The organism is Sphingobacteriaceae bacterium GW460-11-11-14-LB5 (genome assembly GCA_002151545.1).
In the GTDB taxonomy this organism is placed as follows: domain Bacteria; phylum Bacteroidota; class Bacteroidia; order Sphingobacteriales; family Sphingobacteriaceae; genus Pedobacter.
On the sequence record CP021237.1, the window covers coordinates 4,581,197 to 4,600,630 of the forward strand.

Annotated in this window: 16 protein-coding genes; 6 read left to right on the plus strand and 10 right to left on the minus strand. The window is 38.1% G+C overall.

Annotated features, from left to right (window positions below; genetic code table 11):
* Positions 1–58 precede the first annotated feature (58 nt).
* A complete protein-coding gene (locus CA265_18410; GenBank protein ID ARS41519.1) occupies positions 59–1,696 on the plus strand; it encodes an adenine deaminase in 1,638 nt (545 codons plus the stop codon).
* Between the two features lies 1 nt (position 1,697).
* On the opposite strand, the gene CA265_18415 is transcribed toward CA265_18410, so the two are convergent.
* The 4 genes from CA265_18415 to CA265_18430 form a co-directional block, all read right to left on the minus strand.
* Positions 1,698–2,042, minus strand: a complete 345-nt coding sequence (locus CA265_18415) for a hypothetical protein (GenBank protein ARS41520.1) — start codon at positions 2,040–2,042, stop codon at positions 1,698–1,700.
* Positions 2,042–2,278, minus strand: a complete 237-nt coding sequence (locus CA265_18420) for a hypothetical protein (GenBank protein ID ARS41521.1) — start codon at positions 2,276–2,278, stop codon at positions 2,042–2,044. Before CA265_18420 ends, CA265_18415 begins: the two co-directional genes overlap by 1 nt.
* Positions 2,279–2,316: 38 nt before the next feature.
* Positions 2,317–2,895 carry a sprT domain-containing protein gene (locus tag CA265_18425; protein ARS43053.1) on the minus strand — a complete coding sequence of 193 codons (579 nt, stop codon included), beginning with the start codon at positions 2,893–2,895 and terminating at the stop codon, positions 2,317–2,319.
* Positions 2,896–3,407: 512 nt separating this feature from the next.
* Positions 3,408–5,675 (minus strand): helicase, encoded by a 2,268-nt coding sequence (locus tag CA265_18430; protein ARS41522.1) that lies wholly within the window; start codon positions 5,673–5,675, stop codon positions 3,408–3,410.
* A 461-nt stretch (positions 5,676–6,136) separates the two neighbouring features.
* Between CA265_18430 and CA265_18435 the strand changes: the two genes are divergently transcribed.
* Positions 6,137–7,720 carry a peptide chain release factor 3 gene (locus CA265_18435; protein ARS41523.1) on the plus strand — a complete coding sequence of 528 codons (1,584 nt, stop codon included), beginning with the start codon at positions 6,137–6,139 and terminating at the stop codon, positions 7,718–7,720.
* A gap of 53 nt (positions 7,721–7,773) precedes the next feature.
* Here CA265_18435 and CA265_18440 read toward each other — a convergent pair whose 3' ends face one another.
* Together CA265_18440 and CA265_18445 are read right to left on the minus strand one after the other, a co-directional pair.
* Positions 7,774–9,294: a glycoside hydrolase gene (locus CA265_18440; protein ID ARS41524.1), complete on the minus strand. Its 1,521-nt coding sequence runs from the start codon at positions 9,292–9,294 to the stop codon at positions 7,774–7,776.
* A 47-nt stretch (positions 9,295–9,341) separates the two neighbouring features.
* Positions 9,342–10,391 (minus strand): WYL domain-containing protein, encoded by a 1,050-nt coding sequence (locus CA265_18445; GenBank protein ARS41525.1) that lies wholly within the window; start codon positions 10,389–10,391, stop codon positions 9,342–9,344.
* Positions 10,392–11,440: 1,049 nt separating this feature from the next.
* Here CA265_18445 and CA265_18450 point away from each other — a divergent pair.
* From CA265_18450 to CA265_18465, 4 genes are all read left to right on the plus strand, one after another.
* Complete coding sequence (locus CA265_18450; GenBank protein ID ARS41526.1) at positions 11,441–12,538, plus strand: peptidase; 1,098 nt, start codon at positions 11,441–11,443, stop codon at positions 12,536–12,538.
* A 62-nt stretch (positions 12,539–12,600) separates the two neighbouring features.
* Positions 12,601–13,362 (plus strand): nucleotidyltransferase, encoded by a 762-nt coding sequence (locus tag CA265_18455; GenBank protein ID ARS41527.1) that lies wholly within the window; start codon positions 12,601–12,603, stop codon positions 13,360–13,362.
* A complete protein-coding gene (locus CA265_18460) occupies positions 13,352–14,413 on the plus strand; it encodes a nucleotidyltransferase (GenBank protein ID ARS41528.1) in 1,062 nt (353 codons plus the stop codon). The genes CA265_18455 and CA265_18460 overlap by 11 nt, the downstream gene beginning before the upstream one ends.
* 11 nt (positions 14,414–14,424) lie before the next feature.
* Entirely contained in the window at positions 14,425–15,849 is a 1,425-nt protein-coding gene (locus tag CA265_18465) for an RNA-splicing ligase RtcB (GenBank protein ARS41529.1), read from the plus strand.
* Positions 15,850–16,251: 402 nt separating this feature from the next.
* Here CA265_18465 and CA265_18470 read toward each other — a convergent pair whose 3' ends face one another.
* Genes CA265_18470 through CA265_18485 form a run of 4 tightly spaced genes read right to left on the minus strand, consistent with a single transcriptional unit; the run spans position 16,252 to position 19,409 of the window.
* Positions 16,252–17,505 carry an aminotransferase gene (locus tag CA265_18470; GenBank protein ARS41530.1) on the minus strand — a complete coding sequence of 418 codons (1,254 nt, stop codon included), beginning with the start codon at positions 17,503–17,505 and terminating at the stop codon, positions 16,252–16,254.
* 31 nt (positions 17,506–17,536) lie between these two features.
* Entirely contained in the window at positions 17,537–17,869 is a 333-nt protein-coding gene (locus tag CA265_18475; protein ARS41531.1) for a hypothetical protein, read from the minus strand.
* On the minus strand, positions 17,869–18,057 hold the full coding sequence (locus CA265_18480) for a hypothetical protein (protein ARS41532.1): 189 nt from the start codon (positions 18,055–18,057) through the stop codon (positions 17,869–17,871). The genes CA265_18475 and CA265_18480 overlap by 1 nt, the downstream gene beginning before the upstream one ends.
* Before the next feature lie 20 nt (positions 18,058–18,077).
* Positions 18,078–19,409, minus strand: coding sequence for an argininosuccinate lyase (locus CA265_18485; protein ID ARS41533.1), 1,332 nt, complete (start codon positions 19,407–19,409; stop codon positions 18,078–18,080).
* Between the last annotated feature and the right edge of the window lie 25 nt (positions 19,410–19,434).

Here is a 19,434-nt window from a genome sequence, read left to right on the forward strand (position 1 = left end):
TAAGGTAAATCTACAGTTAACCAATTTATACAATTAACCAGTTAAACATAAAGAATATATGGGCAATTTCAAAGTCGAAGGGAATATCATCAACATCACCAAGCGGAATATTTTCTTTGGCGAAGTAGCCGTTGAAGATGGAAAAATAAAATCAATCACCAAAATTTCTGAACAGAAAGAAGGAGCGCATTTTATCTCCCCAGGCTTTATCGATAGCCATGTGCATATCGAAAGCAGCATGTTAATTCCAAGTGAATTTGCGCGGTTGGCGGTTGTTCATGGAATAGTATCAACCATTAGCGATCCGCACGAAATTGCCAATGTTTGTGGGATGGAAGGTGTGGAATTTATGATTGAAAATGGCAATACCGTTCCTTTTAAATTTAATTTTGGGGCGCCAAGCTGCGTTCCGGCTACGGTTTTCGAAACGGCTGGCGCTGAATTAAATCACGATGATGTAAAGGCACTTTTAGAACGTCCGGAAATAAAATACCTCAGCGAAATGATGAATTTCCCAGGTGTGCTTTATAAAGATGAAGAAGTTTTAAAAAAGATTGCCGCTGCGCACCAGTTGGGAAAACCTGTTGACGGACATGCCCCAGGCTTACGCGGTGATGCGGTTCAACAATACATTAATGCCGGAATTTCTACCGATCACGAATGTTTTACTGCAGAAGAGGCACTGGATAAATTGCAACGTGGCATGAAAATCCTGATCCGCGAAGGAAGCGCCGCCAAAAATTTCGAAGCACTGATCGATCTGCTGAACGACTGGCCAGAAATGATGATGTTCTGCAGCGATGATAAACATCCTGATAGTTTAGTTGAAAATCATATTAATCAGCTTTGCGCAAGGGCAGTAGAAAAAGGAATCGACATATTCCATATCCTTAAAGCAGCCTGCATTAACCCTATCCTACACTATAAATTGGATGTTGGTTCACTCCAGATCAATGATGATGCTGATTTTATTGTACTTGAAGATTTAAAAAACTTCAAGGTAAAACAAACCTATATCAATGGGTTATTGCTTGCCGAAAATGGAAAAACAATAGGTAATTGGGTAAAACATGTCGAGGATCGCGAGTCGGTAAACCACTTCGACTGCAGTTTGAAAAAGGTAGAAGATTTTACATATCCATTTACCGGACAAAAAGAAATCCCTGTTATTGAAGCATTAGACGGGCAATTGATTACCAACAGGTTATCGGCCAAACCAAAAGTTTTAAATCAAAATATCATTAGTGATCTGGAAAACGATGTCTTGAAAATGGTAGTGGTAAACCGTTATCACGATGCACCTATTGCAATATCCTTTGTAAAAAACTTTGGCTTAAAACAGGGTGCCATTGCATCAAGTGTTGCCCATGATAGTCATAACATTATTGCCCTTGGTGCCGATGATAAAAGTATCTGCGAAGCCGTAAATCTGGTAATTGCAGCAACTGGTGGTGTAGTGGCATTGGGCAATGGGAAAAAAGAAGTTCTGGCCTTACCGGTAGCAGGCTTGATGAGCAATCATAATGGCTACGAGGTTGCAAAAAGTTATACCTCCATAGATCAGTTTGCAAAGGACCTGGGTTCTACCCTACTTGCACCTTTCATGACGCTTTCTTTTATGGCTTTATTGGTGATCCCTCACTTAAAATTGAGTGATAAGGGCTTATTTGATGGGGATGAGTTTAAGTTTGTTTAAATTATTTTACCCCCTCAATCCGATCAATAAAGACGTTAATCAATTTAAAATCTTTGTTAAGTTCAATTATCTGAGGCCAAAGGTTAGTAAGAACATCATGAAACCGGTTCATTTTCATGTTTCCTAACTTAATATGAATAACTTTTGGGGGAGGATTGTGTAGCAAAATACGTGAGGAAAAATCACTGTCTTTAGTAATGATGGTTAAGTTTTCTAATTGAGCATATTTCCAGATTTCGGTATCCGACCATTCATCGCCAAGCTCATATTGATGGACATATTCTTCAGAATTCCACAAAGAAAAGAATCTTGGCAAATTTACATCAATAAGAAAAACTTTTTGCATTAAGCTACAGCTTGCTTAATTATAAAACTATGGTTCATTAATTCAGTTGCATATAGCATACAAGCAGTAATATCCTCAGCTTCCAAAGATGGGTATTGCTTCAAGATTTCCTCCGAAGTCTCACCTGCTGCTAAAAATTCCATTATCGTTTGCACAGTAATTCTTTTACCTCTTATAATTGGCTTACCACTACAAATATTTGCATCAATGTATATACGGTCAAAAATCTTTTCCATAACTTAAAGTTAATCAATTAGTTTAATATCAGCTAATCTTATTCCACCACAAGAACCTCGGCTAAAGGGTTAAACAAATACAATCGTTTATCATCCAAACAAATACAACGATACCGTTTCCTGATTCTTTCGCCTTTGGTAAAGCGCCGGCCATCTTTGATTTTAAAAGTGGTATTAATGGGCAATTGTTCTAAATGTAAAGTCTCGGTTTTATTGCTATCGTATTTTTTTAAAGCACGCGATAAATGCAGATCGGAACAACTTGAAGCCGCCGGGTTAGACATATAGTTATCAATCGCTCTATGGATATCATCAGGAAAGATATTCATGTCAAAAAAAGGAACCATCATGCGCTGGAAATTCTTCTTCCACTCTGAGCCATGTGGTTTTACTTTATTCTTGAAATCGTTCCAGGTGAGTAAATGGGCAAACTCATGTACGGTAGTAACCAGAAAAGCGTAATGGTTGAGGTTAAAATTCACCGAAATGCGATGGCCTTTACCTTGATAAGGATGACGGTAATCGCCTAGTTTTGTAGAACGGGTTTTGGCAATTTTAAATTCACACTGAAAATAATCTATCCACTTTGCAATTAGCGGTGCCGCTGGCTCGGGCATGTACTGCGCTAAAACTTTAACCTTTTCCACGAATGCTAAGATAAATAATTTTAAGGTTTAACCACAAAAGAGACAAAGTTTTACACAAGAAAACAGAATCTTCTTGTAGCTTAAAACCACAGAGTGGGCTAAGTTTGCCCCAGAGAAAACGGAGATGTTTTAGTACCCATTAACAATAAAGTTTATAAGCTCAATAGATAAATAATCTATTTTGGGAAAAATGTGCTGTAATTCTTAAACATACAGTCGTCACCCTGAACCGAGCCTTAGCGAGCTCACCGAAGGTAATTCATTTCAGGGTCTATCTGGCAGAAAAGATGCTGAAACAAGTTCAGCATGACGATCAGATTTATAGAACAATCATTCTTTATAAACGCGCGCTAGCAAATCTGGTCCGAGACCAGTATAAATATCTATAGCAAGCCCGATCATATTCTAGTTAATAAATCCTCTTCCATGATCCTTTGTGTTCTCCGTGCCTCACGCTGTTCTCTCTGTGGTTAAAACTCGTCCTATTCTTCTGATGGAAACAACGATGCCAGCACCAGTTTAATCTCTCCGAAAGAATAATCTTTCCCCAAAAACTCCCTTATTGTAGCCATTGATTTTGTTTTCTGGCTCTCCACCGCATCACTGATATTTCTGATCTTATTTGCCTTTACCAGTTTGGTTACATCCAATTGTTGGGTTGAAACATAATAAGCCAGGTGGCCCTCAATAGTACCGGCAGAAAAACCACGTTCTTTTGCAATTTCATCAATGGTTTTGCCCTGCTCGTAAAGCTCAAAGCTGACCAGCTTGGTGTCGGTTTTTGGCTCTTTTTTCTTTTTCTCAGCTGCTGACTTTACTTTAAGTGTTTCGCCTTTTAACTGGATTGCCTTTTGGAGCTGATTATTTCTTTCAACTGTATTTAACAATGCATCGGTATCGGCTTTGCTAAACTCTTTCCCTGCAATGAGTGCCTGCAACAAGGCTTTGCTTTTATGCATTTTTTTCAATTGCTCATATACCAGAATTTCGAGTTCTAACAGTTCGGTAACATAAGTTTTAATTTGCTTTTCTTCCTTTATCACTTCAATTTGAGCCAAAAAACGATCTGAAATCTCCTTAACCAGCGGATTAAAATATTTTAAAGCAGCCTCTACCCTTTTCGATACATTAAATAAAGTATGTTCGGTTTGCTGTGCGAAGAGATTTTTCAGCTGATTCACAAATGTATCCGCTGTTGCCGTTATTTTTTGAAAGTCGGTATAAATAGTATCGGTCCAATCTTCATGTTTCTGCTTGGCCGATTTTTCACTTTTATCAAACGTCTGACGGTGCTCTTTTAAATAGTAGCGGATCAGATTCAGATCAAATGCAGCAAGCAGGTAACTGCGGATAAAAGTATAACTTTCTATACTGATCTGTTCGTTCAGTACTTCTGATGGCTGCTTCGTTTTAGAAAAATAATGCACATTCTGATCTTGTTGTAAACCACTATCGCGCAGGTGAGAAGTTAAAACCAAACCTTTTAATGAGCGTAAGCGCGATAAGGCCACATAAGCCTGACCTGGCGCAAAAGCATCACCAACATCTATAATGGCTTTATCAAAGGTTAAACCCTGGCTTTTATGTACGGTTATCGCCCAGGCTAGTTTAATAGGATATTGAATAAATGAACCAGCTACATTTTCCTTAATCTCGTTGCTTGCTTCATCCAGCTTATATTTTACGTTTTCCCAGGTATAACGGGAAATCTCTATGACTGTCCTATCCTCAGGGAGTTCAATTTCAATGATATCTTTCTCGATATGATGTACCACGCCGATTTTGCCATTGTAGTACCTTTTCTCGGCTGTCATATCATTTTTAATGAACATCACTTGTGCACCAACCTTTAGCTCTAAACTTTTATCATTCGGGTAAGCGTATTCATTAAATTCGCCCTGAATTTTTGCTTCAAAAAAGTAAGATTTACTTTTCAGCTGGGCTAGTCTTTCGCGGTTAATGCTATCTGCCTTATTGTTGTGCGTGGTTAATGTGATGTAGTTTTCATCGGCCGCAGGTTTAAAATCTTGCTTAAAATGCTGTCTCAGTAAAGCGGTATCTTCAGTCGTAATTTTATTGTTCCGAAGGTTGTTCAGCAGATCGATAAATACCGAATCATCCTGACGGTAAATTTTATCCAGTTCGATATAAACTGGTGGATTGTCCTGCAGGGCCAGGGCATCGAAAAAATAAATGCTCTTATAAAATTTGGCCATGATGCGCCACTCATCGTTTTTGACTACAGGCGGTAACTGGTGCAAATCGCCGATAAACAACAACTGTACCCCGCCGAACGGAAGATTTCTGTTCCGGCGTACATAACGTAAAGCAAAATCGATGGCATCGAGCATATCGGCCCGCAACATACTCACCTCGTCGATGACCAGCAACTCCAGTTCCTGCAACATGCGGCGTTTATTGCCCTGCATGTTTAAATGTTTTACTAAAGTTTTTGGCGTATTGAAGTTGAAATTGATATTTTCATTGATCAAGCCTCCGGCAGCATCTGGGAAGAAAGAACCGAATGGAAGTTGGAAAAGCGAATGGATCGTTACCCCCGATGCATTGATTGCAGCGATACCGGTTGGTGCCACAATTAAGGCTTTTTTATGTGTAAGTTTAATCAGTTTCCGTAAGAAAGTTGTTTTACCTGTACCTGCTTTTCCAGTCAAAAAAACGTGTTTCGAGGTATAATTAACAAATTTAGCCGCAATTTCTGCAGGCATAGAAGTTTCTTCTAAAGTGGGCATCGGCAGTAAAATTTTAGTTTACAATAAACGGAGGGATGAATAAAGCTAAACATTTTAGCACAAAACTAAACAATGATTGATGAGAAAATTAAATTTTCGGAGGATAATTTTTGATTTAAGCATTTGTTTAATCAACACAGTCTTAGTTAGCCAGAATAAAAAATCTTAATAGAATTACTGCAAAAGCAACCTAAACCTGACAGAAACGACAGCTCCCGTCCCGATTTTACATCGGGATTCGTCGGGACTATAGTGTATGGCAGGACTGTAATAACAAAAAAACCACTGTCCCTGCTTTTCTAAATCTATTCAACCACACTATAAAACAATACAACAACCTAACAATTAATGATAAAGCTTTTTCTTATCTTTGCGGCCTGATGAAGCAACAATATTCAAATCTTATCGCTGTTAAATTCCTTTAACAAGGTTTCATCAATCTTTACACCCAAAATTTTATTATGCTTAACCCTGAAATAGAAAAACGTAAAACCTTTGCCATTATTAGTCACCCCGATGCGGGCAAAACCACACTGACAGAAAAGTTTCTGCTTTTTGGTGGCGCCATTAATACTGCCGGGGCGGTAAAAAGGAACAAAGCGAACCAAAGTAATACCTCCGATTTTATGGAGATCGAAAAGCAGCGTGGTATCTCGGTGGCCACTTCGGTAATGGGTTTCGAATACAGTGGTAAACGTATTAATATTCTGGATACACCTGGTCACAAGGATTTTGCTGAAGATACCTACAGAACGTTATCAGCAGTGGATAGTGTGATTTTAGTGGTCGACTGTGTGAAAGGTGTGGAGGAACAGACGGAAAAACTGATGTCGGTTTGCCGTATGCGTAATACTCCGGTAATCATTTTCATCAACAAAATGGACCGCGAGGGTAAAGAGGCTTACGATTTACTAGATGAAATTGAAGAAAAACTAAACATCAGCCTTTGCCCGCTTTCCTGGCCTATTGGCCAGGGACACACTTTTAAAGGTGTTTACAGCATTTACAACAAACATTTAAATTTATTCAATTCGGATAAAACCAAAGTAACTGATTCGGTTGTGGCGGCAAGTGATTTAAATGATCCATCTTTATTAAATTACCTGAAAGAAAACGAAATCAATACCTTAAAAGATGATGTTGAATTGGTTGACGGCATTTATGGTAAGATAGATAAGGATTTATATACCGATGGTCTGGTTGCTCCTGTGTTTTTTGGTAGTGCGATCAATAATTTTGGGATAAAAGAGCTTTTAGATACGTTTATTGATATCGCTCCAAGTCCCAGACACAGGGAAGCTGAAGAACGTGATGTATTGGTGGAAGAGAAAAATTTCAGCGGATTTGTGTTTAAAATCCACGCGAACTTAGATCCGAAACACCGCGACAGAATTGCCTTTTTAAGAATCTGTTCAGGTAAATTTGAACGCAATAAATTCTATTACCATACCCGTCAGGATAAGAAATTAAAGTTCTCTAACCCGATGGATTTTATGGCGAACGAAAAAAGTATTGTGGAAGAGGCCTGGCCGGGCGACGTAGTGGGCTTATACGATAGCGGTAACTTTAAAATCGGTGATACTTTAACCGAAGGCGAAAAACTGCAGTTTAAGGGAATTCCTAGTTTCTCTCCTTCAATTTTTAAAGAGGTGGAAAACATGGACCCCATGCGTACTAAACAGCTGGAAAAAGGTATTGAACAATTAACCGATGAAGGTGTGGCACAGTTATTCGTGATGCAACCCGGAAACAGAAAAGTGATTGGTGCCGTTGGTGAACTTCAGTTCGAGGTAATTAATTTCAGGTTAGAGCATGAGTATGGTGCAAAATGTCGTTTCCGTACGCTGAGTTATACCCGATCGAGCTGGGTAACTTCTACCGACAGAAAGAAACTGGATGAATTTGTAAAACGTAAACAACAGCACATCGGCTTCGATAAAGAAGCTAATCCGGTTTATCTGGCAGATAGTGAATACATGATTAATTTAACGAAACAGGATTATCCTGATATTGAGTTCCATAAAACCAGTGAGTTTAAGAGTTAAATTGAATAAGAGAATGATTGAATGAGAGATTCAATCATTCCCTTATTCAATCCTTATTTCCTCCCGCTCATATCCCAAACTTTAAGCTTATTTAATACCGCTTTACCACCGTTGGAAAAAGCAGCTAAACCCGTGGCTTTTTCATCGGGAAAAATCATCGTGCTAATTACCTTTTCGCCAGCATTTCCGAAAACTTCTAACGAAGATTTATCAAACAGCACCTGAAGTTTAATTTTACCATTTACCGAATTTACGGCTGCAGTTTGAATGATGTTCTTATCATTTTTAATCCCTTTCTCTGAACGTGTGCAATCAACATAAAGTTGTTTTTTAATAGCATCATAGCCAACTTCTACTTCCTTAACAACATTTCCTTTCTCATCTTTTAGCTGAGCAAGTTTAAAACCTATTTTTTCAGCATCGCTGACAGAAAATTCGGCATCAATCCAATAGGAATTTTGGCTGGTGCCTAAGTCGATATGCTGATCGATAATAAGGTTTTGCCTGGTGATTACTTTACCACCTGAATGTTTTTTCATGTTATCACCAATTAAGCTAGCAGGCTGCTGAAACAAGCGAATTCCTTCGGGTGTAGTTTTTAAGGCTAAATCTCTCGGGATAGACATCTGTCCTTTCCATGGGAATGTTTCTTTACCGCCGGGCTGTAACCAGCCCAATAAAATTCTTTGGCGTTTTGGTGCATCGTTCCAGGGAATGGCCGCATAAAAAGAATCACCCTCATCCACCAACAAGGTTAATTTTCCATCATTATCGTTTTTAAAGGTCTTGCCATCAAAATCGCCGACAAAATATTGCATTGTTGGTCCTTTTGGCCCGAACAATGAAATGGCCAACACCCATTTAGTATTGTCTTTATTTCCATCAACAGCCAGAGGAATAATAAAAGGACATTCCCAGCCACTCCCCTGATTACCTTGTTTCCCAAAATCGCTCAGCATGGTCCAGTCTTTTAAGTTTTTTGAGCCATAAAACCTTGCCTGATGCTCATCTACCATCGCAACAGTCATGATCCATTGCTGAGTGCTTTCATGCCACCAGACATTAGGATCCCTGAAATCTTTTTTGTTTAAATCGATGATGGGATTTTTCGCATAATTGGTAAAGCTTAATCCGCCATCGTTGCTATAGGCCATGTACTGCGATTCGTTGCGCTGCTTCGGAAGATCTGCGGTATAAAAAGCGACAACCGGCGCTTTTCCCTTTCCCAATCCGCTTACATTGCGCTTATCCAGCACAGCCGAACCCGAAAAAATCATGGTAGTCGTATCTTTTGTTATTTTTTCGGGAATAGCAACCGGAAGATGTTTCCAGTTCACCAGATCTTTACTGGTGGCATGGCCCCAGCTCATGTGCCCCCATTTATTTTCGAATGGGTTGTACTGATAATAAAGATGAAATTCACCATTCAGATAAATTAACCCGTTTGGGTCATTTAACCAATTTGATGGTGCTGTAAAATGATAAGTCGGCCTCCATTGAGGCGTAGGCTGTTGAGCGAAAGTACTTATCGAACAGCACATTAAAAAAGCGAGAATATATTTGGTCTTGAACATAATTGAATTCAAATTACAAATAAGAATTCAATTACTAAAACGTTTAACTAGTTTCCTGAGCGCTTTACAAAATTTTCTTCATCAACGCTATTGTATTGCTGATGCGTTTGTGCTAAACGCCTTTTAATTTTTGAGATTAGCAATCGTGGCGAAAGTACTTTAACACACTCTCCAAAGCCTAAAATTTCGCGTTCCAGTTCATAATTCAACACCACATCGATCCTGAAAGTGGTAGTTTTCTCATTTTTGCTCAATACCACTTGTGATTGATGCATAGGTTTCGTTAGCACATAAGGCGCATGATCGTTGGTAAACTCGAGGATTACTTTTTGCGCACGATCGCGTTCGTTTTTCGTTACACCAATCAGATCTTCATAATACCGATCGAAATCTACCCCTTGGTAGGCAACAAACGTTTCGTTGGGCAATTCCTGAAATTCTATAATCCGATCTAATGCCAGGTTTAATATTCCTGGCCGTTTTTTAGCCTTGCAGATTAAAAACCACCTGTTGCGATATTCTTTTAACAGATAGGGATAATAAATCCCTTGCTGCGATTGTTGCGCTTTGAAAGATTTATATTCAATCAATAGCGATTGTTTGTTCAAAACAGCCTGGTACAATGGTGGGATACACTCTAAACCTTTAACCAGCTTATTGCTTTCCAATTGGATATTATTGCCACTCTGTTTGGTCGATTTGTAAAGGTTATTTTCTAAGCGGGCAATCATATCGCTCATTTCGTCGAAATAATTAAAGGCATTAAACTGCTTGAGTACGCCAACAATTTCCTTCATTTTATCTACATCGGCATTATTAATCGGGGCTTTTGTAATACTGAAAGCTGGGTCTTCGTAAGCATAAAAGCGTTTATCTTTTACCACAATTGGCGCATTGTAGCCCAATTTGTCGCTCCGCATCAGTTGGATGTCTGCCTGAATGGTCCGCTTGCTTACACCCGTGGTAATTCCTTCCAGTTCGTACAGCGTTGCCGATACCTTTTCGATAATATCCTCTAATGTCCATTTACGGAAACGATTCTTCAAACAATCGTCGATGGTTTTGTACCGGATGAGCGCTAATTTATTTACGGCCATTTTTAATCAATTTGAGTTTCAGGGTAAATTCTGATCATTAAAGCTGAACTAAATATAAGAAAGTGTTTATCATCTACGCAATACAATTGCGCAATTGGAGAATAAAAACGAGTATTTAAACGGAAAACAAAATTTAATAAACTAACAATCAACACATTAATGATATTACATGAAAATAATTTATACTGCGCAAATTGGTCGCGTAGTGGTAGTGGCATCTTTGTAATGTCGCCAGTCGATAATGTTCTTTGATAAATATTAATAATAGCAATCTGATTTGTAAAAGGCAGTTCTCTGTTTTAAAATAATACGCGCTCTCCGTTAGCTTGTGCCAATTTACTGGCCTAGCCAGAAGCCCCTGTTCCCGATTGGTGGAACAGGGTAATGTAAGTGCAAATCAGACCAAATAAAGAAATTCTGATGAATAATCGGAATGGCAATACTAAATAAAACTGATCCAATGTTGTGGGTTTCGGAATAGCCCCAAAGTATTCGGGCAATATGCGTAGAATATGCTGATCAGGATTATGATAGACTGTCTAAACACGTTGTGTGTCGTGGGTTCGAATCCCACTTCCGAGCAATCGGAATAATTCAGGGGTAGAATAACAACAAATCATGCAGGTTCGAATCCTGCTTCCAACCATCACTTGGAATAGCAAAATGGTAATGCAATGGATTAGGGTTCCATCTTAAAAGAAGGGCAACTTTTCAAACCGCCCACCAAAACCAGCGTTGCGCAACCGCATTTGGCTTCAGGATTTTTCGAAATCCAACAAGCAAATCTGTGTTTTGTTCAGCAAGGATCAGTGCAGCAAGAAAAGATTTAAAAATCAAATGAGTTAAAACGAAAAGGCAAAATGCTTCATGAGCTTAGGCCTGAGTAGAAAAACAAAGTTTCATTTTTAAACAAACTTGACAAACTTTTACTTCCGCAGAAAACAGGTAAATGTTCTTCCGCAACGCTTTTAAAAGAATAAAATAAATTAACAATACTCATTTAAGTCCTTCCATTAGGGGAGGATTTAGGTGGGCTAACTCCAGAAAACATGAAAAGAGTAACCATTAACACCAATTATGTTGGATTGGTGTTTAAAAAAGGAAAATTAAAAAACGTTTTAACCGCAGGAACTTATTGGTTAGGTTTCGGTGAAAACATTACTTTGTACGACATGGCCAAAGAGTATTATTACTCGGTAGCTGAATTAGATATCTTGTTGGAAAACATAGATTTTGTGAATTTGATTCACTTGGTAAGTGTGGCCGATAATGAATTGGCTTTGGTTTATCAAAACAAAAACTTCAAGAATGTTTTAACCGCTGGCAGACATGCCATCTGGAAAGGTTTATCGACTTATGATTTTATTAAAGTAAATATCAGCAATATCAAAATCGATGAAACCATTGACAAAAATTTGTTGGAGAAAGCACCATTAGTGAATTACATCAGGGCTTACAAAGTAGAGTCATTCGAAAAAGCCTTGTTATTTATCGATGGTAAATTTGAAAACGTATTGGAAGCTGGAAACTACGTTTACTGGAAAAACAGTACCACCGTTCAGGTTTTAAAAACCGATATGAGGCAATTGAATATGGAGATTATCGGACAAGAAATCTTAACTAAAGATAAAGCACAATTGAGGGTAAACTTCAGTATTCAATATAAAGTTGATGACATCATCAAAGCCTTATTGGAGAACAAGGAATTTGAAAAACAATTATACATCACCATGCAATTGGCATTAAGAGAATCTATTGGCTTAATGACTTTTGACGAATTGATGGAAAGCAAGGAAAAAATTGCTGAAATGGTAATGGCCATCACTTTAGATAAGGTTGAAAATTTGGGTGTAAAATTAACCAACTGTGGTGTTAAAGACATCGTTTTACCAGGTGACGTTAAGGAAATTATGAACCAGGTTTTAGTTGCCGAAAAAAGAGCGCAAGCCAATATCATTACCCGAAGAGAAGAAACGGCCTCGACCAGAAGTTTGTTGAATACCGCCAAATTAATGGAAGATAACAGCATGTTGTATAAGTTGAAAGAGATGGAATACGTAGAGAAAATCGCTGAGAAAATCAACAACATCAGCTTATCGGGCAGTGGACAAATTGTAGATCAATTGAAGCAGATCTTCGTAAAATAAATTAAATTTAGAAACCCCTCGGTTAGGTGAGTATTACCTACCGGGGATTAATGAAGAATAAAATGAAAACCACAATAATAAACAGACTTACAGAAATAGAAAGATCAAATGATATCAAAATATTATTTGCATGTGAATCAGGTAGCAGGGGGTGGGAATTTCCCTCACCGGATAGTGATTTCGATGTCCGCTTTATTTATGTGCGCCCGCTCAATTTTTATCTTTCTGTTCAGGATAAGGATGATCAATTGGGTTTTCCTATTAATTATGAGCTGGATATTTACGGATGGGACATCAGGAAGGTGCTTAAATTGATACGGAAATCTAATACTACTCCTTTCGAATGGTTACAATCGCCAATCATTTATAGTGAACTGGGTAATTTTAGAAATGATTTATGGACACTCTGTCAATCATACTTTTACAGAAAAACAAATATCAATCATTATTTAGGAATAGCACACAGCGCACTAGAAACGGTGGTAAATGAAGACGAAATTAAAATAAAGAAGCTTTTTTATGTACTTCGTCCTTTACTTTCGGCTAAATGGTGCTTGGAGAAAAACACGATAGCGCCGATGACCATCGGGCCGCTTTTAACATTAATGCCCGAGCATCTTCAAACATTGGTAAGGGATTTAATCATATTAAAATCGACCTCAGCAGAAGGTTTTATCATCAAGATAGCTCCTGAGTTGAGCAGATACATTGATGCTGAATTTAAAAACTGTACTGAAGGAGCCAAAGATTTACCAAAAGAAAGTTTTAATGCAGAAATGCTTGATACATTTTTTAGAGATACAATAACCCGTTATGACGATTAAAGATTTAAAGGATAAAAATTTACTGTTGTTTGAATGTTTAAGCGGGAGTAAGGCTTATGGGTTAGATACTCCACAATCTGATACTGATATTAAAGGAATATATTATATGCCAAAAGAAATGTTTTTTGGTTTGAAGTATATCCCACAGATAAGCAATGAAAGTAATGATGAAGTTTACTATGAAATTGGCCGTTTTATTGAATTATTGATTAAGAACAATCCAAATATTGTAGAAATCCTGGCAACACCAGAAGAATGTATATTATATAAGCATCCCATAATGGATAAACTAAATATTGACATGATTTTATCAAAGCTGTGCAAAGATACCTTTGGCGGATATGCTTTAACACAGATTAGAAAAGCAAAAGGTTTGAACAAGAAGATTTTAAATCCAATGCCGAAGACCAGAAAAACAGTATTGGATTTTTGTTTCATCACAGAAAATTATTCATCTGTAAAAGCGAAAAGCTGGCTTGCAAAAAATGCTATTTCGAAAGCTGATTGTGGATTGTCGAAAATTCCAAATGCTAAAGATCTGTATGCCTTGTTTTATGATGCGGAGAAGAAATTGAATTATAAGGGGATTGCAAATAAGGAAGCGGCAAATGAAGTATCAGTCTCATCAATACCTATAGGAGAACAAGAAATCGCCTATTTGTTTTTCAACAAGGATAGCTATTCATCTTATTGCAAAGAGTACAATGAATATTGGGATTGGGTAGAAAAACGAAATGAAAATAGGTACAGCTTAAATAAAAGCCATGGCAAAGATTACGATGCCAAAAATATGATGCATACCATTAGACTTTTGCAGGTAGCGCTTGAGATTGTACGCGATGGAGAACTAAATGTAAAAAGACAAAATCGGGATGAGTTACTTTTAATAAAAAGAGGGGAACTTGATTATGACGAAGTATTAAAAATGGCAGAAAAACTAATGCTACAAACAGAACAAGAAACAACAAAAAGTAAGCTTCAGGAAAAACCAGATGCTCAACTAATCGAATCGATACTTGTTGAGATCAGAGCAGAACTTTATGCCGATTAAAAGATTAAACAATGAACAACAACATAACAGGAAAAAACCTTATAGCATTAGGTTATTCCGAAGGAAAAATAGTAGGTCTGGCTTTAGCTATCCTGAATGAAAATTTCAGGGATATTGAAGAAAAAGAATTACTGGCCTTATTTAAAAAAGTAAAAGATTATCCGGAAAGTTTTTTGGATGATGAAGTATTAAGTGTACTGGCAGCGGCTGTGATTGAGGAAGCCAATCCAAAATCAGACGAGACCATTGCACTGATCAACAACGCAAAAGAATATTCGATTTTCGGTGCTGATTATATCGAAGAAGGGGCCAGGAATCAAATGAATATTGCGATGAAACTGCCTGTTTCGGTAGCTGGTGCATTAATGCCCGATGCCCACCAAGGATATGGTTTGCCAATTGGTGGTGTTTTAGCAACCAGAAATGCAATTATTCCTTATGGTGTAGGTGTAGATATTGGCTGCCGAATGGCGTTGAGCATTTTCGATATTCCAGAGAAACATTATTTCGGGAAAGATGCCATGTACAAACGAGAGTTAATTGCTTTTACCAAATTTGGTGCAGGTCAGAATTTTAATGGCCGTGAAAAAGCCGACCACGATGTTTTAGAAAATGAGGCTTTCAACTCCACAGCTTTTCTCAAAAATTTACATGGAAAGGCCTGGGCACAATTGGGATCTTCGGGTGGTGGAAATCACTTTGTAGAATGGGGGATTATTGATTTTGCAGAACGCGATGAAATTTTAAATATCGATAAAGGGCGTTATGTAGCATTACTTACGCACTCAGGTTCCCGTGGATTGGGTGCAACCATTGCTGGTCATTATACCAAACTGGCAAAAGATATCTGTAAACTCCCGAAAGAGGCTACAAATCTGGCTTATTTGGATTTAAATTCTGCAGAAGGGCAAGAATATTGGATTGCCATGAACTTAGCCGGCGATTATGCTTCGGCCTGTCATGAGGTGATCCATAAAAGATTAACCAAAGCCATTGGCGCTAAAGTTTTAGCTAAAGTAGAAAACCATCATAATTTTGCCTGGAAAGAAATGCTTGATGGCGAGGAAGTGATTGTTCATCGCAAAGGGGCTACGCCAGCAGGTAAAGGGGTGATGGGGATTATCCCCGGAAGTATGACAGCACCCGGATTTTTAGTGCGCGGTAAAGGTGAAATGAGTGCTATCAATTCGGCTTCACATGGTGCAGGGCGATTAATGAGCAGAACAAAAGCCATTCAATCGATTACCAAATCGGATATGAAAGCCATTTTAAAAGATCACAACGTTACTTTAATTGGCGCAGGTTTAGATGAAGCACCAATGGCCTATAAAGACATTAACAAAGTAATGGCAGCACAAACCGAACTGGTTGATGTAGTTGCCAAATTTGAGCCTAAAATGGTGAGAATGGCTGATGATGGAAGTCGTGAAGATTAGTTTGGAGTTTTAGTCCAAAGTCCTTAGTCTGGAGTCTATAGTAAAATCGTCACCCTGAACCGAGCCTTAGCGAGCTCACCGAAGGTAATTTATTTCAGGGTCTATCTTGCAAGAAAGATGCTGATTCCCAAGCTTCGGGACAGTATGACGGTCGGGGTTAAGAGACAAATCAATGTACTTCTCAGGATAACTCAAAAAACCCTCTTCAAAATTAATTGAAGAGGGTTTCTATATATTTTATTAAAACCGACTTGCTCAGCTCCAGGTTAAATAAACCTGATTGAAGTGGAAACAAAAAGCTTTTTCAGCTTTTGTTGGAACAAAAAGCAGGGCTGCAGTAACCAGTTAGTACAACAATTGCGTTCCAAAAAAACGCTTATATTGTCCTATACCTACAGATAATTATTTCAACTTACTCAAAGCCGTTTTAATCCTTGGTAACATGTCTTTAATATCCTGCAGGGTACAAGCACCAACAGATGCCCTGAACCATGGCATGCTGTCTTCATTTCCGAAAGCAGAAAATGGCACTAATGCTGCTCCGGCTTCTTTGATCAGATAGAAGTTTACATCTGCACTGTCTTTTAAAATTTGACCATCTTCAGTTGTTTTTCCGATGTAATCGATTTTTATGGTTAAATAAATGGCACCCATTGGCTCCACGGCATCAACATTAAAGCCTTCATTTTTCAGTTCATTAAAACCATTGTAAAGGGCATTTAAACTATCCTGTATCTGGCCTTTAAAACTGGTCAAAAAAGTATCTACCTGTGTTTTATCATTAAAATAGTTAGACATCGCCACTTGCTCAGCTTTCGGTGCCCAGGCACCCATATGACCAACCAATGCTTTCATTCTATTAATAATATCTTCCGGACCAAAACCCCATCCTACACGTACACCAGTTGCAGCCAAACATTTCGAGCTACCATCAACAAAAACGGTAAACGGTCTCATCGCCGGACGTAAAGAAACCGGATTTACATGCTCTTTTCCGAAAGTTAAAAGCGAATAAATCTGATCGTACATCATGTACAGTGGTTTTTCATCAGCACCACGTGAAGCATTTTCTTCTAAAACGGCATCACAGATTTCAGCTAACGAATCCGCATCGAACATGGTTCCGGTTGGGTTTAATGGCGAGCACAAAGCCAATAAAGTTGCGCCTTTTAAATGCGGTTTTAATTGCGCAGCTGTTGGCATAAAGTTATGTGCAGCATCGGTTTCTACCGCAATTGTTTTTGCTGAAGTTAAATGTGAGTAGTGGTTATTGTTCCAGGATGGTGCAGGGAAAACCACGGTATCTCCCGGATCGATCAAAGCCAGGTAAGTAGCATAAATTAATGGACGGGAGCCACCAGAAACTAAAATACTATTCGTGTTGTATTCCAGTCCAAATCTATCTTTTAATAATTCAGAAACGGTTTCTCTCAAAGGCAGAACACCATCAGCAGGAGGGTAATTGGTTTGATTAGCATTGTACGCCTCCACAATTCCGGCTTTTAGTTCAGTTGGGATTGGGTAAATGTTTGCATCAAAATCGCCTATGGTTAAGTTAGCAATTGAAGCGCCTTTGCGTTTCATTTCATTAACCTCGTTACCAATTTTTATAATTTCTGAGCCAATTAATGAACTGGCTAATACTGAAACTTTCATACTTATATATTGAATGCTAATGTTAGCAGATTTATAATGCTTTAATTATTTTTTGAAGTTCTTTCTTATCAATACTACTTTCTTCTGATTTATCGTAGAGGGTTAACATATTGATAATTGTACCATCGGGGGTAGTTGAAACTAAATAAGTTACTATCCTAAATCCTCCACTTTTACCTTTTCCCTTGCTTTTTACAGCAAGTCTAATTTTGTATAAACCTGCACCTAGATCAGTACCTTGCTGCGGATTTTCAAGAAGTTTTTCTTCGAGTTCGTAGAGATCTTCTACTAAAGAAAGATATTTCTTTTTATAGACTTTGGCTTTTTTTATAAAAACGTTTGAATAAATAACCTCATTAGCCATTAAATATCTCTTAAACTTAAAGGCTTCCGTTTTCCTTGCTGCATTTCCTTAATTTCTTTTAAAGCCTGAGCAATTTCAGAAGTTATCTGGCTTGTTGGTTCTGTTTTAACTTTAGCACCAATTTTGCTAAGGAATTCTTTTACAAAACCTGCGTCTTTATCCTTAATTTCTATTGTTAAAGTTGTCATAATTACAAATTTAGCAAAATTTATTTAACCAAATCTTCAATTGCTTTATTCACTTTTCCGAAACCAAATTGCGACAAAACAGCTTGCATTGCTGCAGAAATCTGCTCATTACACAGGTTGCCAATGCTTCCTTCATGTGTATGGTGTATTTGGCCAGAAGGTGCAAAACTGCCATTTTCTATCTGCTCGCCAACAATTTTATAAGCCTCTCTAAATGGGACACCTTGTAAAGCCAGATCGTTTACTACTTCAACGCTAAACAGGTAATCATATTTTTTATCTTTCAAAATATCATCCTTTATCGTGATATTCTGGAACATGAAAGTAGCGATCTCCAGACATTCGTTTAATGAAGTGATTGCCGGGAAAAGGTTTTCTTTTAGCAACTGTAAATCGCGGTGATAACCTGATGGCAAATTGGTAATCATCATGGCTATTTCATTCGGCAAAGCCTGAATTTTATTGCAGCGCGAGCGGATCAGCTCAAAAACATCAGGATTTTTTTTGTGCGGCATAATACTCGACCCTGTAGTCAGTTCTGCCGGAAAACTGATGAATCCGAAATTCTGATTGATGAACAAACAAACATCCATGGCCATTTTAGCTAAAGTTGCTGCAACCGCGCTCATGGCCTGTGCTAAAATCCTTTCGGTTTTGCCACGTCCCATTTGCGCGTAAACCACATTATAGTTTAAAGTTTCAAACCCAAGCAAATGGGTTGTTAAAGTTCTGTTTAAAGGGAATGAAGAACCATAACCAGCAGCGGAACCCAGTGGGTTTTTATTGCAGATTTTCCATGCAGCCAGCATCAGCTCCATATCATCTGCCAGACTTTCGGCATAAGCACCAAACCACAAGCCAAAAGATGATGGCATGGCAATCTGTAAATGTGTATAACCTGGAACTAATTTATCTTTGTGTGTATTGCTCAGTTCAATTAACTGGTTAAATAAGGTTGAAGTTTGGCCAACCATATCTTCAATGCAGGCCCTAAAGAAAAGTTTTAAGTCAACCAAAACCTGATCGTTACGCGAACGGCCACTGTGGATTTTTTTACCTGCTTCGCCAATGCGTTGAGTAAGCAACCACTCTACCTGCGAGTGCACATCTTCTACACTGTCTTCGATGGTGAAATTTCCAGCTTCAATTTCTGCATAAATATTTTTCAACTCGTGCTGAACGGTTTTTAGTTCTTCGGCGGTTAGCAAATTAATGGTTTCTAACATTTGAGTATGCGCCAAAGAGCCCAATACGTCAAACTTTGCCATTTGCAGATCCAGTTCACGGTCTTTTCCAACCGTAAAACTTTCTACAAACTGATTTACATCTATATTTTTTTGCCAGATTTTCATTGGGCGTTTATTATTATCCAGGGTT

Bases quoted from the DNA above. Each gene is read 5' to 3' on its own strand.
- CA265_18410 (ARS41519.1), top strand. From the start codon at position 59: ATGGGCAATTTCAAAGTCGAAGGGAATATCATCAACATCACCAAGCGG.
- CA265_18415 (ARS41520.1), bottom strand. From the start codon at position 2,042: ATGCAAAAAGTTTTTCTTATTGATGTAAATTTGCCAAGATTCTTTTCT.
- CA265_18420 (ARS41521.1), bottom strand. From the start codon at position 2,278: ATGGAAAAGATTTTTGACCGTATATACATTGATGCAAATATTTGTAGT.
- CA265_18425 (ARS43053.1), bottom strand. From the start codon at position 2,895: ATGCCCGAGCCAGCGGCACCGCTAATTGCAAAGTGGATAGATTATTTT.
- CA265_18430 (ARS41522.1), bottom strand. From the start codon at position 5,675: ATGCCCACTTTAGAAGAAACTTCTATGCCTGCAGAAATTGCGGCTAAA.
- CA265_18435 (ARS41523.1), top strand. From the start codon at position 6,137: ATGCTTAACCCTGAAATAGAAAAACGTAAAACCTTTGCCATTATTAGT.
- CA265_18440 (ARS41524.1), bottom strand. From the start codon at position 9,294: ATGTTCAAGACCAAATATATTCTCGCTTTTTTAATGTGCTGTTCGATA.
- CA265_18445 (ARS41525.1), bottom strand. From the start codon at position 10,391: ATGGCCGTAAATAAATTAGCGCTCATCCGGTACAAAACCATCGACGAT.
- CA265_18450 (ARS41526.1), top strand. From the start codon at position 11,441: ATGAAAAGAGTAACCATTAACACCAATTATGTTGGATTGGTGTTTAAA.
- CA265_18455 (ARS41527.1), top strand. From the start codon at position 12,601: ATGAAAACCACAATAATAAACAGACTTACAGAAATAGAAAGATCAAAT.
- CA265_18460 (ARS41528.1), top strand. From the start codon at position 13,352: ATGACGATTAAAGATTTAAAGGATAAAAATTTACTGTTGTTTGAATGT.
- CA265_18465 (ARS41529.1), top strand. From the start codon at position 14,425: ATGAACAACAACATAACAGGAAAAAACCTTATAGCATTAGGTTATTCC.
- CA265_18470 (ARS41530.1), bottom strand. From the start codon at position 17,505: ATGAAAGTTTCAGTATTAGCCAGTTCATTAATTGGCTCAGAAATTATA.
- CA265_18475 (ARS41531.1), bottom strand. From the start codon at position 17,869: ATGGCTAATGAGGTTATTTATTCAAACGTTTTTATAAAAAAAGCCAAA.
- CA265_18480 (ARS41532.1), bottom strand. From the start codon at position 18,057: ATGACAACTTTAACAATAGAAATTAAGGATAAAGACGCAGGTTTTGTA.
- CA265_18485 (ARS41533.1), bottom strand. From the start codon at position 19,409: ATGAAAATCTGGCAAAAAAATATAGATGTAAATCAGTTTGTAGAAAGT.